Annotated in this window: 15 protein-coding genes; 8 read left to right on the top strand and 7 right to left on the bottom strand. The window is 66.0% G+C overall.

All coding sequences use genetic code 11. The features are described from left to right. Window positions 1-9: 9 nt before the first annotated feature. The 5 genes from GN331_RS06410 to GN331_RS06390 all read right to left on the bottom strand — a co-directional run bounded on the left by GN331_RS06410 (window position 10) and on the right by GN331_RS06390 (window position 5584). Complete coding sequence (locus GN331_RS06410) at window positions 10-1245, bottom strand: ABC transporter permease (RefSeq protein ID WP_156641069.1); 1236 nt, start codon at window positions 1243-1245, stop codon at window positions 10-12. Then, on the bottom strand, window positions 1242-1958 hold the full coding sequence (locus GN331_RS06405; protein WP_156641068.1) for an ABC transporter ATP-binding protein: 717 nt from the start codon (window positions 1956-1958) through the stop codon (window positions 1242-1244). Before GN331_RS06405 ends, GN331_RS06410 begins: the two co-directional genes overlap by 4 nt. Continuing rightward, on the bottom strand, window positions 1955-3493 hold the full coding sequence (locus GN331_RS06400) for an efflux RND transporter periplasmic adaptor subunit (RefSeq protein ID WP_156641067.1): 1539 nt from the start codon (window positions 3491-3493) through the stop codon (window positions 1955-1957). Before GN331_RS06400 ends, GN331_RS06405 begins: the two co-directional genes overlap by 4 nt. A 94-nt stretch (window positions 3494-3587) precedes the next feature. Continuing rightward, a complete protein-coding gene (locus tag GN331_RS06395) occupies window positions 3588-4862 on the bottom strand; it encodes a sensor histidine kinase (protein WP_331713380.1) in 1275 nt (424 codons plus the stop codon). A gap of 8 nt (window positions 4863-4870) precedes the next feature. Next, the gene (locus GN331_RS06390) at window positions 4871-5584 is read right to left on the bottom strand and encodes a response regulator transcription factor (RefSeq protein ID WP_036170123.1); all 714 of its coding nucleotides are present in this window, start codon (window positions 5582-5584) and stop codon (window positions 4871-4873) included. A gap of 122 nt (window positions 5585-5706) precedes the next feature. Here GN331_RS06390 and GN331_RS06385 point away from each other — a divergent pair, with 122 nt between their 5' ends. The 3 genes from GN331_RS06385 (at window position 5707) to GN331_RS06375 (ending at window position 7076) form a co-directional block, all read left to right on the top strand. Next, window positions 5707-6051: a DMT family protein gene (locus GN331_RS06385; protein ID WP_156641066.1), complete on the top strand. Its 345-nt coding sequence runs from the start codon at window positions 5707-5709 to the stop codon at window positions 6049-6051. Window positions 6052-6385: 334 nt separating this feature from the next. Beyond that, a complete protein-coding gene (locus GN331_RS06380) occupies window positions 6386-6634 on the top strand; it encodes a hypothetical protein (RefSeq protein ID WP_156641065.1) in 249 nt (82 codons plus the stop codon). 1 nt (window position 6635) lies between these two features. Further along, on the top strand, window positions 6636-7076 hold the full coding sequence (locus tag GN331_RS06375) for a hypothetical protein (RefSeq protein ID WP_156641064.1): 441 nt from the start codon (window positions 6636-6638) through the stop codon (window positions 7074-7076). Window positions 7077-7125: 49 nt separating this feature from the next. On the opposite strand, the gene sucD is transcribed toward GN331_RS06375, so the two are convergent. Both sucD and sucC read right to left on the bottom strand, forming a co-directional pair. Next, a complete protein-coding gene (gene sucD / locus GN331_RS06370) occupies window positions 7126-8001 on the bottom strand; it encodes a succinate--CoA ligase subunit alpha (protein WP_156641063.1) in 876 nt (291 codons plus the stop codon). A gap of 15 nt (window positions 8002-8016) precedes the next feature. After that, window positions 8017-9183 (bottom strand): ADP-forming succinate--CoA ligase subunit beta, encoded by a 1167-nt coding sequence (gene sucC, locus GN331_RS06365; RefSeq protein ID WP_156641062.1) that lies wholly within the window; start codon window positions 9181-9183, stop codon window positions 8017-8019. A 103-nt stretch (window positions 9184-9286) separates the two neighbouring features. Here sucC and GN331_RS06360 point away from each other — a divergent pair, with 103 nt between their 5' ends. The 5 genes from GN331_RS06360 (at window position 9287) to GN331_RS06340 (ending at window position 14997) form a co-directional block, all read left to right on the top strand. After that, on the top strand, window positions 9287-10873 hold the full coding sequence (locus GN331_RS06360; protein ID WP_231734343.1) for a sensor histidine kinase: 1587 nt from the start codon (window positions 9287-9289) through the stop codon (window positions 10871-10873). Between the two features lie 64 nt (window positions 10874-10937). After that, window positions 10938-12374: a sigma-54-dependent transcriptional regulator gene (locus GN331_RS06355; RefSeq protein WP_156641060.1), complete on the top strand. Its 1437-nt coding sequence runs from the start codon at window positions 10938-10940 to the stop codon at window positions 12372-12374. Beyond that, the gene (locus GN331_RS06350; protein ID WP_156641059.1) at window positions 12374-13738 is read left to right on the top strand and encodes an ArnT family glycosyltransferase; all 1365 of its coding nucleotides are present in this window, start codon (window positions 12374-12376) and stop codon (window positions 13736-13738) included. The genes GN331_RS06355 and GN331_RS06350 overlap by 1 nt, the downstream gene beginning before the upstream one ends. A gap of 235 nt (window positions 13739-13973) precedes the next feature. After that, entirely contained in the window at window positions 13974-14417 is a 444-nt protein-coding gene (locus tag GN331_RS06345) for a pilin (protein ID WP_156641058.1), read from the top strand. 148 nt (window positions 14418-14565) lie between these two features. Further along, window positions 14566-14997, top strand: coding sequence for a pilin (locus GN331_RS06340; RefSeq protein ID WP_156641057.1), 432 nt, complete (start codon window positions 14566-14568; stop codon window positions 14995-14997). Window positions 14998-15002: the final 5 nt, after the last annotated feature.

Genomic DNA, 15002 nt, shown 5'->3' with positions numbered 1-15002 from the left:
AGCATAGCGCTACTGCTGGCGCAACGCCTCGATGGGGTCGAGCAGCGACGCCTTGCGCGCAGGGTAGTAGCCGAAGAACAGGCCCGTGGCGATCGAGAACGCCGCCGCCAGGCCCACGACATTCGCGTTCACCTGCACCGGCAACTCGCTGAACTTGCCGACGAGCAAGGCGCCTGCAATTCCAATGACGATCCCGATCACACCGCCGATCATCGAGATCAACATCGCTTCGGCGAGGAACTGTCGCCGCACGTCGCGCGGTCCCGCGCCCACGGCCATGCGCAGGCCGATTTCGCGAATGCGCTCGGTCACCGACACCAGCATGATGTTCATGATCCCGATGCCGCCGATGATCAGGCAGATCGTCGCCACCGCGCCGAGCAGCTTGGACATCAGGTTCGTGGTCGCCGTCCGCGTGCTGATGATCTCGGCGATGTTGCGCACGTTGAAATCATCGTCGGCGCCGGGCTGGATCTTGTGCCGCTGGCGCAACAGCGCCTCCACTTCGCCCTGCACGTAATCCAGGTCGTTCGCATTCGCCACGCCGAGCGCGATCTGCATCACCGCGCCGGGCGGCAGGCCCATCGCGCCCATCAAACGGCGACGCGCGGTTTCCAGCGGCACCACGACGATGTCGTCCTGGTCCTGGCCGAATCCGCCCTGTCCCTTCGGCTTCAGCGTGCCCACCACGGTGAACGGCACGCGCCCGATGCGGATTGTCTGCCCGAGCGGATCGTCTTCGCCGAACAACTCGCGCCGCACGGTTTCGCCGAGCAGCACTTCCTTCGCCGCGCCGGTGTAGGCACGCGCGTCGAAGCCGTCGCCGCTGGCCATCTTCCAGCCGTTGATGTCGAACCAGTCGGCTTCCACGCCCTGCCAGTTGCTCGACCAGTTGTTCTCCGCGTACACGAGCTGGCTGTTGCCGCGCAGGCTGCCCGCGACGAACTGCACTTCGGGAATTTCCGTGCGGATCGCGTGCGCGTCGTCTTCGGTCAGGGTGAACATCGTGCCGCTGCCGATGCGCACGCCGCCGAAGCCGCGGCCCGAGCCCGAGCTGATGTCGAGGCGATTGGAGCCGAGCCCCGCGACCATCTTGTCGATTTCCGCCTGCGTGCCCTGGCCCACGGACACCATGACGATGACCGCCGCGATGCCGATGATCACGCCGAGCGAGGTGAGCGCGCTGCGCATCCAGTTGCCGCGCAATGCATAAAACGCGGTGCGCAGGACTTCCATCGGATTCATGCGCGCACCTCTTCGGTCAGCAGGCCGTCGCGCATGGTGAAGATGCGGTCGCAGTGATGCGCCACGTCGGGATCGTGCGTGATCAGCACGACCGTGTGATCGTCCTGTTGCAGGCGCTTGAACAGCGCGAGGATTTCCTCGCCGGTTTTCGAATCGAGCGCGCCGGTGGGTTCGTCGGCGAGCAGGATCGGCGGACGATTGATCAGCGCGCGCGCGATCGCGACGCGCTGCTGCTGGCCACCGGACATCTCGCTCGGCCGATGATGCTGACGATTGCCGAGGCCCACCGCTTCCAAGGCTTCGTGCGCGCGCTTCAAGCGTTCGTCGCGATGCACGTTCGCGTAGCCCATCGGCATCGCGACGTTCTCCAGCGCATCCATCCGCGGCAGCAGGTTGAAGCCCTGGAAGACGAAGCCGATCTTGTCCAGGCGCAGGCGCGCGCGGCCTTCGGCGTCGAGCGACGCGACATCCACGCCGTCGCACCAATACGTGCCGGAGCTCGGCGTGTCGAGGCAACCGAGCAGGTTCATCAGCGTCGACTTGCCGGAACCCGACGGCCCCATGATCGCGACGAACTCGCCGCGCCCGATGCGCAGGTCGACATCACGCAGCGCGACCACTTCCGCCTCGCTACCTTCCGCGTAGACCTTGCCGAGCGACTGCGTTTCGATCACGGCCGCCGCGCGGGCGGCGTCGCGGGCCACGGCATTCATTGCGCGGCCTTCTGCGACGCACGCTCGGCGCCGACGATGACCGCGTCGCCCGCGGCGATGTCGCCGGAGACTTCGGTGTTCGAACCATCCGACACACCGATGCGCACCGTCGCCATCTGCGGCTTGCCATCGACGAGCTTGTAGATCGGCGCGCGACGCGCGCTCACCAGGCCCGCGATGCCGGCATCCCACTGCGCGCGCTGCTTTTCGTCGAGCGTCGCGCGGAATGCGGCGAACTGCTGGCTGAAGCGTTCGAGCATGCGCTGGCGCACCGCGCCGCTCGCGCCACCGCTGTTGTTGTTGCCGCCGCTCGAAGGGCCGCCCCCCGGACCGCGACCGAACAGCGCACTGCCACCGCCCTGCTGCGTCGTCGCGGGCGCCTGGCGCGCGGCCATGCGTTCGCGTATCTGCTTGTGCGCGTCGTCGAACGCGGATTGCTGCGAAGCGTTCAACTGCAGCGATGCCGCGACCTTCGGCAACTCACCGGCAAGCGCGCCACGCGGTTGCGTCGGCGCGCCGCCCGACGCTGCGTCGTCCGCGGGCTTGAAGCGCAACGCCGCATTCGGCAGCTTCAGCACGCCGTCGCGACGGCTGACTTCGATCTCCGCATTCGCCGTCATGCCGGGCAGCAGCACTTCATCGCGATTGTCGACCGACACGACAACCGGATAGGTGATCACGTTGTTCGTATTCGTCGCCGACAGGCGCACCTGCTGCACCTGGCCGCGGAACGAGCGATCGGGGAACGCATCGACGGTGAAGTTCACGCCCTGCCCGGCCTTGACCTGGCCGATGTCGGCCTCGTCGATCTGCAGCACGATCTCCATCTTCGACAGGTCTTCGGCGATCTGGAACAGCACCGGCGCCTGCAGGCTCGCGGCGACGGTCTGGCCCGGTTCGATCGTGCGCGTGAGCACGACGCCGTCGACCGGCGAACGGATCACCGTGCGATCGAGGTTGAGTTGCGAAGTCTGCGTCGAGGCCTGCTGCTGCGTGATCTGCGCCTGCGCGGCGGCCACTTGTGCGCGTGCCTGGTCGCGTGCGGCCTTCGCGAGGTCGAGATCGCTGCGCGCGATCAACTGTCCCTTCGACAGATCGGCCTTGCGCGTGTAGTCGGCTTCGGCGTTGGCGAGCGCGGCACGCGCGGTTTCGAGGTTGGCCCGCGCACTCGCGACCTGCGCCGCGCCCTGCGCGATCTGCGCCTGGTACGTACTCGGATCGATGCGCGCGATCACCTGGTCCTTCTTGACGCGATCGTTGAAGTCGACGAGCACCGCGGTGACCTGGCCCGAAATCTGGCTGCCGACATCGACCGTGGAAATCGCGCTCAGCGTGCCGGTGGCGGAGATCGCCACGCGGATGTCGCCGCGCTCCACCGCCGCCGTGCGGAACGCGCCTTCGGCGGCCTCCGCCTTGCGCTGGCTCCACCACCAACCGGCGCCGACGAGCGCAACGAGGGCCAGCACGACGGCCACGGAACGCGGCGGGGGGGCGAAACGCTTCTTGCGGGCGGGCGCGGAACGGGAAGCAGCCATGCGGAAGGGGTCTGGTCCGGAAAAGGGGTGTCGACGACGCGAACGCGCAATCGTGCCGCGCGTTGACCGCGCGCGCCATCGGAGGTTCCGCGATTCAGGGGACGAACTGGATCGTCGCCAGGGTGCCGCTGCCGGGCACGCTCTCCAACACCACCGGCCAGCCGAAGCGTTCGCCCAGGCGACGCACGACCGACAGGCCCAGGCCCATGCCGCCGGTGTCCTGGTCGGCGCGATAGAACGGATCGAACGCCCGCTGCAGCGTTTCGCGCGACATGCCGATGCCCGTGTCGCGCACGGTGACGCGGTCCTGCCCGATGCGCACTTCGATATCGCCGTTGTCGGTGTACTGGCAGGCGTTGCTGAGCAGATTGCCCACCATCACCGCGAGCACGCGCGAGGGCGCATGCAATTCGGGGTTGGCGTCTTTGATGACGGTCAGCGCCACCGGCTTGCCGGCCAGCAGCGGCTGCACCTTGTCGACTTCCTCGTCGATGATGTCCGAAACCGCGAAGTGCTCGGCCTGCGGTTCGATGTCGGCTTCGCGCGCCAGGATCAGGAAAGCGTCGATGACCGCTTCCATGTCGCGGCTCGCCCGCTGGATGCGACGGAGCGATCGCTCGCCGCGCGCACTGAGTTCGCGCTCGCCTTCGAGAAGATCCGCGGCGACGCGGATCACGGTCAGCGGCGTGCGCAGCTCGTGGCTTGCATCTCTGGTGAAGTTTCGTTCGCGCGCGACGAAGGCTTCCACGCGTTCGCCGAGCGTATGCAAGGCTTTCGCGAGTTGCCGCGCTTCACCGCTGCCGATGTCGGCCGGCAGCCGATGCGGCGCGAGTGCATCGATGTTCGGTTGCCGTGGATCCCACGCGGCGACTTCGCGCGCGAGCCAGTTGACCGGTGTCACCAGCCGTTTCGACACGCGATAACTGAGCAGCGATACCGCGAACACCGCCGCCAGGCCCAACGCCACCGGCAACACCGCGTACGCATACATCAACCGGTCGATCCGATCCTGGTCGTACACGATGTACAGCGTGCCGCCCGCGCCCTTCGCCACGCGCACCTGCATGTCCTGCGATCGCAGGTCGTGATGGCCGACGGGCAACTGGGCGACGCCGGCCGGCAAACCGATCGGAATGTAGCCATCGCGCACGAACCAACTCTTGAAGTTGCGCCCGTGCGGAAGTTGGTACGTCGAATCGAGGGCTTTTTGCGCAAAGAAATCCGTCGCCTCGGCTTCCGAGGCGGAGCGGATGAAACCGACGCGGATCACCAGCGACACCAGCCAGCCCGCGATCACGACCGCGAGGCTGACCAGCACCACCTGGAGAAGAAAGGCGATCCGGATCTTGCGTGGCAACCCTTGGGGCACTTCGATCCTCAGGCGGGCGGTTGTTCGATGTCCGCGATCCTGTACCCGGCGCTCTGCACGGTGTGCAGCAAGGGCTTCTCGAACGGCTTGTCGATCGTCTTGCGGAGATTGTAGAGATGGCTGCGCAGCGTGTCGGAATCCGGCAGGCCGTTGCCCCAGATCTCGCGCTCGATTTCCTGGCGGCTCACCACGCGCGGCGATTCGCGCATCAGGATGGTCAGCAGCTTCAGGCCGATGGGCGAGAGTTGCAGTTCGCTGCCGGCGCGGGTGGCGCGGAGCGAAGCGGGGTCGAGCACGAGGTCGGCGACCTTGAGCACTTCGGCGCCCACCTGGCGGCGTTCGCGACGGATCAGGGCGCGCAGGCGCGCTTCCAGTTCCTGGATCGCGAAGGGCTTGGTGAGGTAGTCGTCGGCGCCGGCGCCCAGGCCGGTGAGCTTCTCGTCGAGGGTGTCGCGGGCGGTGAGCATCAGCACCGGGGTCGACTTGCGGGCTTCCTCGCGCAGGCGCTTGCACACTTCCAGGCCATCCAGGCGCGGGAGCATGAGGTCGAGGACGATCACGTCGTAACTGTTCTCGGCCGCGAGGCGGTAGCCGTCGAGCCCGTCGGAGGCGTAGTCGACTTCGAATCCCCGGCCTTCGAGGTATTCCCCGACCATTTCCGAGATGTTGCGGTTGTCTTCGACGATGAGGACAAGGCCAGCGGGTTCTTCACTGCTGCGCATGGAGGGGCTCCTGGGTGGGTCTTCAGGTTCGTGAAGGTGCCGATCCTCGGGTCGAGACTCCGTGAAGAAGCTCATCCGCGTCAATATCCGTGCCATTCCCGCCCCTCTACGGACCGCCGCCCATGGGTTTCGACCGCCTCCTCCCGATCCTCCTGCTCCTCGGATCGAACATTTTCATGACCTTCGCCTGGTACGGGCACCTCAAGTACAAGTCGGCGCCGCTGGCCCTGGCGATCTTCGCCAGTTGGGGCATCGCGTTGTTCGAGTACACGCTGATGGTCCCGGCCAATCGCTGGGGCAGCGCGGTGTATTCGGCGCCGCAGTTGAAGGGCATGCAGGAGGTGATCACGCTGGTGGTGTTCGCCGGCTTCTCGGCCTGGTATCTCGGGCAGCCGCTGAAGTGGAATCATTGGGCGGGGTTTGCGCTGATCGCTGTTGCCGCCTGGCTGATTTTCTTGGAGCCCTGAGTTTTTCCACCAGCATTGGCGCGCCGCCCGAACGTTGTGAGTTCAAAATTTTTTTGGGAAAAAAATTTCAAACTCACAACGCTGGGGCATCACCTTGCGAGGTTGGCTTTCGATCGGGCGCTTTCGCCCGAGCCTTCGTTGGCGGGTGCGAAGCAAGCTTCGCACTGCCCCGATCGTTATCGAAGGGGCAGCCCTCTGGATTGAGGTGAGCAGTACGCGTTTTTTGGTTCGAGCGCGATAACCTCCTCCCGTTGGCATTGTCGACGGCGATGGTCGCCGTCATGCTGTTCGCCAACGATCGACCGGCATCGGCGACAAACGAGGGGAGCAAGGCTTGAGGCACATTCCAATCTGGCTGCTGTCGTTCTTCCTCTTCGTTGTGGTGCTCGCAGCGACGATCCCGTTCGGATTGCAGCCCTTGATCAATCACCAGGTGGCGCAGTGTCAGACGGACACAGGCTTCGCGTGTTCGCTCGGCGCGACCGTCGTGCGTTGGTGGTGGTTGGCGCTGCTTCCGCTGTGCGCGCTGCTGGCGACAGGCGTCGTCTGGATGCTCGGTAGAAAGAAGCGGCTCGCATCGTGATATGAACACCAATATCGCGACACAAAAGACAGCGTGGAAACCGGCACGCATGAACGTGGTTCGTGCCGTACCTGCTTTTCTGATCGCAGGCCTGGTTCCCTTGGGCTATAGCGTTGTGGCCTCGTCAGATTCTTCGTTGGACCTGGCCACGTTCCTTGTACTGGGCGGCATTGCGTACCTGTATTCGCTGTTTTTTGTTTTTGTTATCGGCTTCGTGGCGCTGTTTCTTTCGCTGAAGATCAAGTACGGCCCGTTTTTCATCCCGGTTCTGGTGGGAGGCGCGTCCGGTCTGCTGATCGGAAAATTGAGCTACAACGCAGGCACGCCGTCGAGCTTCATGATGCCGTTGGTAATAAAAGGGGCCCTGACCGCACTGGTGGCCTCCCTGGTTTACTTCCTCCCGGAGATCCGCCAGCGATTCTCGAGGGTGCGTTCGTCGTAAAAAAAAGCCCCGCAACTGCGGGGCTTTTTCATTCCGGCGTCGAGCGCGATTACTTCTTCAAACGCGCCGCAATCGCAGCACCGAGGTCACCCGGCGACTTCACCGTCGTGACGCCTGCCTTCTCCATCGCTTCGAACTTGCCTTCCGCCGTGCCCTTGCCGCCCGAGGCGATCGCACCGGCGTGGCCCATGCGCTTGCCCTTCGGCGCGGACGCACCGGCGATGAAGCCGACGACCGGCTTGGTGACGTACTGCGAGATGAACTCCGCGGCTTCTTCTTCGGCGCTGCCGCCGATTTCGCCGACCATGATGATGCCCTGCGTCTGCGGATCGTCCTGGAACCAGCGCAGCGCGTCGATGAAGTTCGTGCCGTTGATCGGGTCGCCGCCGATGCCGATGCAGGTCGACTGGCCGAGGCCCACGTCGGTGGTCTGCTTCACGGCTTCATACGTGAGCGTGCCCGAACGCGACACGATGCCCACCACGCCCGGCTTGTGGATGTGGCCCGGCATGATGCCGATCTTGCACTCGCCCGGCGTGATCACGCCCGGGCAGTTCGGGCCGACCAGCACGACGTCTTCGTAACCGGCCAGCGCGTTCTTGACGCGCAGCATGTCGAGCACCGGGATGCCTTCGGTGATGCACACGATCACCTTGATGCCCGCGTCGGCGGCTTCGAGGATCGCGTCGGCCGCGAACGGCGGCGGCACGTAGATGACGGAGGCGTCGGCGTCGGTGGCTTCCACCGCTTCGCGCACGGTGTTGAACACCGGCAGGTTGAGATGCTGCGTGCCGCCCTTGCCGGGCGTGACGCCGCCGACGACCTTGGTGCCGTAGTCGATCATCTGTTCGGCGTGGAAGGTGCCCTGCGAGCCGGTGAAGCCCTGCACGATGACCTTGGTGTTCCTGTCGATCAAAACGCTCATGGTTTCGTGGGTCCCTTACTTGCCGGCCGCGGCCGCAACGGCCTTCTTGGCGCCGTCGTTGATGTCGTCGGCGGCGATGATCGCCAGGCCCGAATTCTTGAGGATTTCCTTGCCGGCTTCGACGTTGGTGCCTTCCAGGCGCACGATCACCGGCACCTTGACGTCGACTTCCTTGACCGCCGCGATGATGCCTTCGGCGATCATGTCGCAGCGGACGATGCCGCCGAAGATGTTGACGAAGATCGCCTTGATGTGCGGATCGCGCAGGATCAGCTTGAAGGCTTCGGTGACGCGTTCCTTCGTCGCACCGCCGCCCACGTCGAGGAAGTTCGCCGGCTCGCCGCCATTGAGCTTGATGACGTCCATCGTCGCCATGGCCAGGCCTGCGCCGTTGACCATGCAACCGATGTTGCCGTCCATCGTGACGTAGTTGAGGTCGTGCTGGCTGGCCAGCACCTCGGTCTCGTCTTCCTGGCGGATGTCGCGCATCGCGGCCAGGTCGGGATGGCGGAAGGTCGCGTTGTCGTCGGAGTTGATCTTGCCGTCGAGGACCGCGAGGTTGCCGTCGGTCATGATCGCCAGCGGGTTGAGTTCGACGAGCGCGAGGTCCTTCTCGTTGAACAGCTTCGCCAGGCCCAGCATGATCTTCGTCAGCTGGTTCACCTGCTTGGCATCCAGGCCCAGGCCGAAGCCCATCTCGCGGCACTGGTAGGGCTGCAGGCCCTGCACGTAGTTCACGTGCAGCGTCTTGATCGCGTCGGGGTTTTCCTCGGCGGTCTTCTCGATCTCCACGCCGCCTTCGGCCGAGGCGATGAAGGTGATCGCCTTGCTCGAACGGTCGACCAGCACCGAGAGGTACAGCTCCTTGGCGATGTCGGTGGCCTGGGTCACCAGCACGCAATCGACGGGCAGGGCCACGCCGGCGGACTGGTAGGTCTCCATCTTCGTGCCGAGCATGCCCTTGGCGTACTCGCGCACCTGGTCGTAGGTCTTGGCGAGCTTGACGCCGCCGGCCTTGCCGCGGCCGCCTGCGTGGATCTGGGCCTTGACGACCCAGAAGTCGCCGCCGATGGCCTTCGCCGCATCCACGGCCTCCTCCGGCGTGCGGGCAACGCGCCCGGCCGGGACCGCGATGCCGTAATCGGCAAACAACTGCTTCGCCTGGTATTCGTGGAAGTTCATGGGGGGTTATGCGCGAAAAGGGGCAGCATTGTCGCCGAAGCGGGACCCCCGGAGCAAAGCCGGCTCCCCCTATACTCCGGCCAACCTCATCGGGGACCCCCGCTTGCCGCGCACGCCCGCCCCCGCCAGCACGCAGAGCGCGCTTCGTCGCGAACTCTATTTCTTCACCCTGTATCGCGCGCTGGAGGCTGGCCTGCTGGCCCTGGTGGTCTTCAGCCCGTTCGGCGATTACTTCGTCGAACCGCGCCTGCCCATGCTCGGGGGCATCGCTGCCACCGGCTATCTGATCGCCGCGGTCGTGCTGCTCTATACCGGCCGGCGCGGCTCGCTGCAGGTGCAGGCGCTGGTCGGCGTGCTGGTCGACATCGCGGCGGCGACGCTGGCGATGCACGCACTCCCCGGCGCGGCGTCGGGCATCGCGCTGATGCTGCTGTTCAACGTGGGCGCCGCGGCGTTGTTCCTGTCGATGCGCACGGGCATCGCGATCGCCGCGCTGGCCGGCGTCGCCTTGATCCTCGAATACCTGTGGAGCGCGGCCGATGGCGCGCCGTCCTCGCGGCAGCCGGCCGAGCTGTTGATGTACGCGATCAGCTTCGCCGCGGTCGGCACGCTCACCAACCTGCTCGGACGCCAGATGCGCGCGAGCGTCGCGCTCGCCGAACACCGCGGCGCGCAGGCCGCCAACATGGCCGAGGTCAGCGAACTGATCATCCGCCGCATGCGCACCGGCGTGCTGCTCGTCGATGGCGAAGGCGCGGTGCGCCTGGCGAACGAAGCTGCGTTGCTGTTGATCGCCGGTTCGCAGGGCGATTCGTTGCACGGGCTTTCACCGGATCTCGATCGCCGCCTGCGCCGCTGGCGCCACGACGGCGTTGCGGATGAAACGCCGATGCAATTCGGCCCCGACCTGCCGGAAATCGTGCCGCGTTTCACGCGCCTGCTCGCCGACAGCGACCAGTCGCTCGTCTTCCTCGACGACACCTCGCTGCTCTCGCGCCGCGCCGAATCGCTCACGCTCGCGACGCTGGGCCGCTTCTCCGCGAGCCTCGCGCACGAGATCCGCAATCCGCTCGCGGCGATCAGCTATGCGACGCAGTTGCTGGAAGAGTCGAAGGAAATCCTCGACGCAGATCGGCGATTGCTGGAGATCATCCACCAGCAGACGCAGCGCATGAACGGCATCGTCGAGAACGTGCTCGGCCTTGCGCGCCGTGAACGGGCGCAGCCGGAGTACGTCGAACTGGTGGGCTTCGCGCGGCGCTTCATCGAGGAGTACCGCACCAACCATCCGCTCGAAGGCGACACACTGCATGTCAGCGCCGACCAACCGTCCGTGCCGGCGCTGGCCGACCCGCGCCAGCTGCACCAGGTGCTCGTCGCGCTGATCCACAACGCGCTGACCTACGGCCGCATGCCGGGGGAACCGGCGCGCGTGCACCTCCACGTCTCCAACGCGCACGGGCCGCAGATCGACGTGCAGGATCGCGGGCCGGGCATCCCGGAAATGGTGGCCTCGCAGCTGTTCCGCCCCTTCTTCACGACCTCCGGCCACGGCACGGGCCTGGGGCTCTATATCGCGCGCGAGCTGTGCCGGGCCAACCAGGCCACGCTGGAGTACGTCGCGATGCCCGGAGGCGGGTGTTGCTTCCGGATTCGCCTCGCGGGCCCGCATTCATTGCTTCCGGCGTGACGGCGCGCGCTTCCGTCGCCCCCGCATCGCGCGGTAATGTGTCGAGAGGGGGCAAGGGAACCCAATGAACGACCAACGCAGCGCCTTGATCGTCGACGACGAGCGGGACATCCGTGAACTGCTCGTCCTCACGCTGGGCCGCATGGGCCTGCGCACGGAGACGGCATCGAGCCTCAACGAAGCCCGCGCGCTCCTCGCCGCGCACCGCTTCGACCTGTGCCTGACCGACATGCGCCTGCCCGACGGCTCGGGCATCGACCTCATCGCCGAGATCTCGGCGCAATACCCGCACACGCCGGTGGCGATGATCACCGCCTTCGGCAACATGGAAGCCGCGGTGGAAGCGCTGAAGGCCGGTGCCTTCGACTTCGTCAGCAAGCCGGTCGACCTCGCGGTGTTGCGCGGGTTGGTCAAGCACGCGCTCGATCTTCCGCAGAAGGGCGCACGCCGCCCCGCGGGCAGCGCACCGGCCAGCGATGCGCTCGCCACGCGCCTGTACGGCGACTCGCCGGCGATCGTCGCGTTGAAGCAGACGCTCGGCAAAGTGGCACGCAGCCAGGCGCCGGTGTACATCGCCGGCGAATCGGGCACGGGCAAGGAACTGGTCGCACGCACGATCCATGAGCAGGGCGCGCGCGCCACCGGTCCGTTCGTGCCGGTGAACTGCGGCGCGATTCCCGCCGAGCTGATGGAAAGCGAGTTCTTCGGCCACAAGAAGGGCAGCTTCACCGGCGCGCATGTCGACAAGCCGGGCCTGTTCCAGGCGGCCGACGGCGGCACGCTGTTCCTCGACGAAGTCGCCGAGTTGCCGCTGCCGATGCAGGTCAAGCTGCTGCGCGCGATCCAGGAAAAGTGCATCCGTCCGGTCGGCGCCAACATCGAAGTGCCGGTCGACGTGCGCATCCTGTCGGCCACGCACAAGGATCTCGCTGGACAGATCGACGACGGGCGTTTCCGCCACGATCTGTACTACCGCATCAACGTGATCGAGTTGCGCGTGCCGCCGCTGCGCGAGCGCCTCGACGATCTTCCGGGCCTGTGCGCCGCGATCCTGCAGCGCCTGTCGGGCCAGCAGGGCCGTGCCCTGCCCGCGTTGACGCCCGAAGCGGTCGACGCACTGCGCGCCTATCCGTTCCCCGGCAACGTGCGCGAACTGGAAAACATCCTCGAACGCGCGCTCGCGCTCGCCGAAGACGACCGCATCGAAGCCAGCGACCTGCGCCTGCCGGTGTATGGCCCGACGCCGTCGATGCAATCGCAGCCGCGTCCGTCGACGCCGATGCGCGAAACACCGCGCGAACCGATGGCGCGCGACCCGCGCCACGCCGATCCGCGCGACAGCATGACCAGCGCGTTGCCCAGCTACATCGAGGAAATCGAGCGCAACGCGATCCAGCAGGCGCTCGAGGACAACCGCTACAACAAGACCAAGGCCGCCGCGCAACTGGGCATCACCTTCCGCGCGCTGCGGTACAAGCTGAAGAAGCTGGGGATCGACTGATGCGCGAAGCGGTGTCCGCCCCGCGGGCGCCACGCTTCGGACTGTTGCTGGGCCTGCTCGCGCTCCTCGCCTTCGTGGTGCGCGAACACTACGTGTTGACGGCGATCGTCGACCATCCCGTGCGCGGCGACATTCGCGAGTACGTTTTCTACGCGTGGAATGTCGTCGAACACCACGTGTTCGGCAGCACGCCGCCGCCCGGCGTGCCCGTTCCCGACGACTACCGCATGCCCGGTTATCCATGGCTGATCGCGCTCGGCATGCGCCTGTTCCCGCAGGATCCGTCGTGGATCACGCTGGGCGGCTGGTATCCGTTCGTGCTGCAGGTGCAGGTGCTGCTCGGCACGCTGACGGTCGTGCTGACGACGTTGCTTGCGCGGCAGTGGTTGAGCGCGACGTGGTCGATCGCGGCGGGCTTGCTGCTCGCGTTGTGGCCGCACCACGTGGCGGCGACGAACACCCTGCTCTCGGAAGTGTTGTTCGGGTTCTGCATGATGGCGGCGTTGTATGCGTTCGCGCGTGGATGGCGAAGCAGGCGCGCGGCGTGGTTCGTGTTGACGGGCATCGCGTTCGGTTACGCGTATCTCGTCAATCCGCTCGTGCTGTTGTTTCCGCCGTGCCTGGCGTTGCTGATGTTCGTGCGTGGCGCGCGCGTGCCCGCCGCCGTATTGCTCGGCGTGTTCCTGTTGCCCGTGGTCGCGATGGGCGTGCGCAATGCACAGATCGAAGGCGCGGGGCGCGGCACCGATCGCGCGCTGCTCAACTTCGTGCAGGGCTCGTGGCCCGATTACCACCAGGCCGCGAACCTGTTGCGGCTCGGCGATCCGACCGCGGTGGCCATCACGCACGAGATCGACGCAGAGCACGCCACTTTGCGACGCGATGCGTCCGCCGGACTGACGCGCATGGGCGAACGCATGGCCGCCGACCCTGCGATGTACCTCAAGTGGTACGCCACCAAGCCGTGGATGCTGTGGGGCTGGCGCATCCGGATCGGTGCGACGGACATCGCCTATCACGACGTGCGGCGCTCGCCGTTCGATCGACCGGGCGCATTGCGCACGCTCCTGGTGACGTACCGGACGCTCAACCCCTTGCTGACGACGTTGGCGCTGATCGCGGCGCTGACATTGACGCTCGCCGCACTGCGTCGCGATGCGAATCTCCCCGTCGTCGCCACCGGTGCGCTGGCCCTGTACGTCACGCTCGTGCACGTCGTGCTGCAGGCCGAACCGCGGTACGCGATCGCCTACCGGGGGCTCGAGGCCGTGCTGGTCATGACGGCGCTGTCCTGCATCACAGATTTGGCGCGCCGACGGCGGTCGAGTGACGCGATCAACTCGACCGGCCATAAAGTGGCGTGACAAGGCGCGTCACAATGTGACGCGATGGTGCGCCAAGCGTCTGAAAACCCCGGAAAAACACGTGAATTCGTGATGGGTTGCACTCTTGCCCCGATAACGGTTCCACCTGTCCCATTTGGCACACAACCTGCGTATCCTTCGGAGCACGTGCACCGTTGCACGGCTGCCCGACGGATCCGGAAAGCCGGGCCGAACGAGGCACGTGAAGCTCAAAACACTCCTAGGGGATACACAAATGAAGAAGCAACAGGGCTTTACCCTCATCGAACTGATGATCGTGGTCGCCATCATCGCGATCCTGGCCGCCATCGCCATCAGCCAGTACCAGGACTACGTGATCCGCTCGCAGGTGTCGGAAGGCTCGTCGCTCGCCGACGGCACGAAGACCGCGGTCGCCGAGTTCTACAACAACTACGGTCGTTTCGCCGCCGACAACGAGTCGTATGGTCTGTCGGACCCGGCCTCGATCGTCGGCAAGTACGTCTCCGGCGTTGACGTTGGTACGGCCCCGGGCAAGATCACCGTGGCGATGAGCGGCGCGTCCGCCCACACGGCGATCCAGGGCACGAACCTCGTGTTCTCGCCGATCCCGCACGCCGGTTCGATCGAATGGTCCTGCGACGCGCAGGCCGGCACGACGGTCGACAACAAGTACCGTCCGACCCCCTGCCGCGACTAATCCTCGCAGCTGGTTGCAAGACCCGAAGGGCCGCGCAAGCGGCCCTTCTCTTTTGTGAGGGAGGGCACACTCCCAGCGGCCGGTGTGGCACGTTGCTTGCGTCGTACCGGTTAGACACCTCACGCATTCATGCCCGGGGGGGCGCCGCATGAAATCCCAGCATTCCGGCTTTACCTTGATCGAACTGATGATCGTCGTCGCGATCATCGCGATCCTGGCGGCCATCGCGATCGCGCAGTACCAGGATTACGCGATCCGCGCGCAGGTCTCCGAAGGCGCGTCCCTGGCCGACGGCGTCAAGTCGTCGATCGCCGAGTACTACCAGAACCTCGGGCGCTTCGGCACCGACAACCAGTCCTTCGGCCTGGCCACTCCGGTCTCCATCTCGGGTCGTTACGTGAGCCAGCTCGATGCGTCCAACGGCATCATCGACGTCACGTTCGGTGGCACTTCGCACGCGAACATCCAGGGGCAGCACCTGATCTTCTCGCCCATCATCCACACGGGCAGCATCGAGTGGGTCTGCAACCGCTCCAACACGCTCAGCGAGAAGTACGTCCCGCCGATCTGCCGTCACTGATCTGA

Source organism: Noviluteimonas gilva (assembly GCF_009740395.1).
GTDB classification, from domain to species: domain Bacteria; phylum Pseudomonadota; class Gammaproteobacteria; order Xanthomonadales; family Xanthomonadaceae; genus Noviluteimonas; species Noviluteimonas gilva.
The sequence above is the reverse complement of the archived record's forward strand: the minus strand, read 5'-3'. Positions and strand labels throughout refer to the sequence as shown.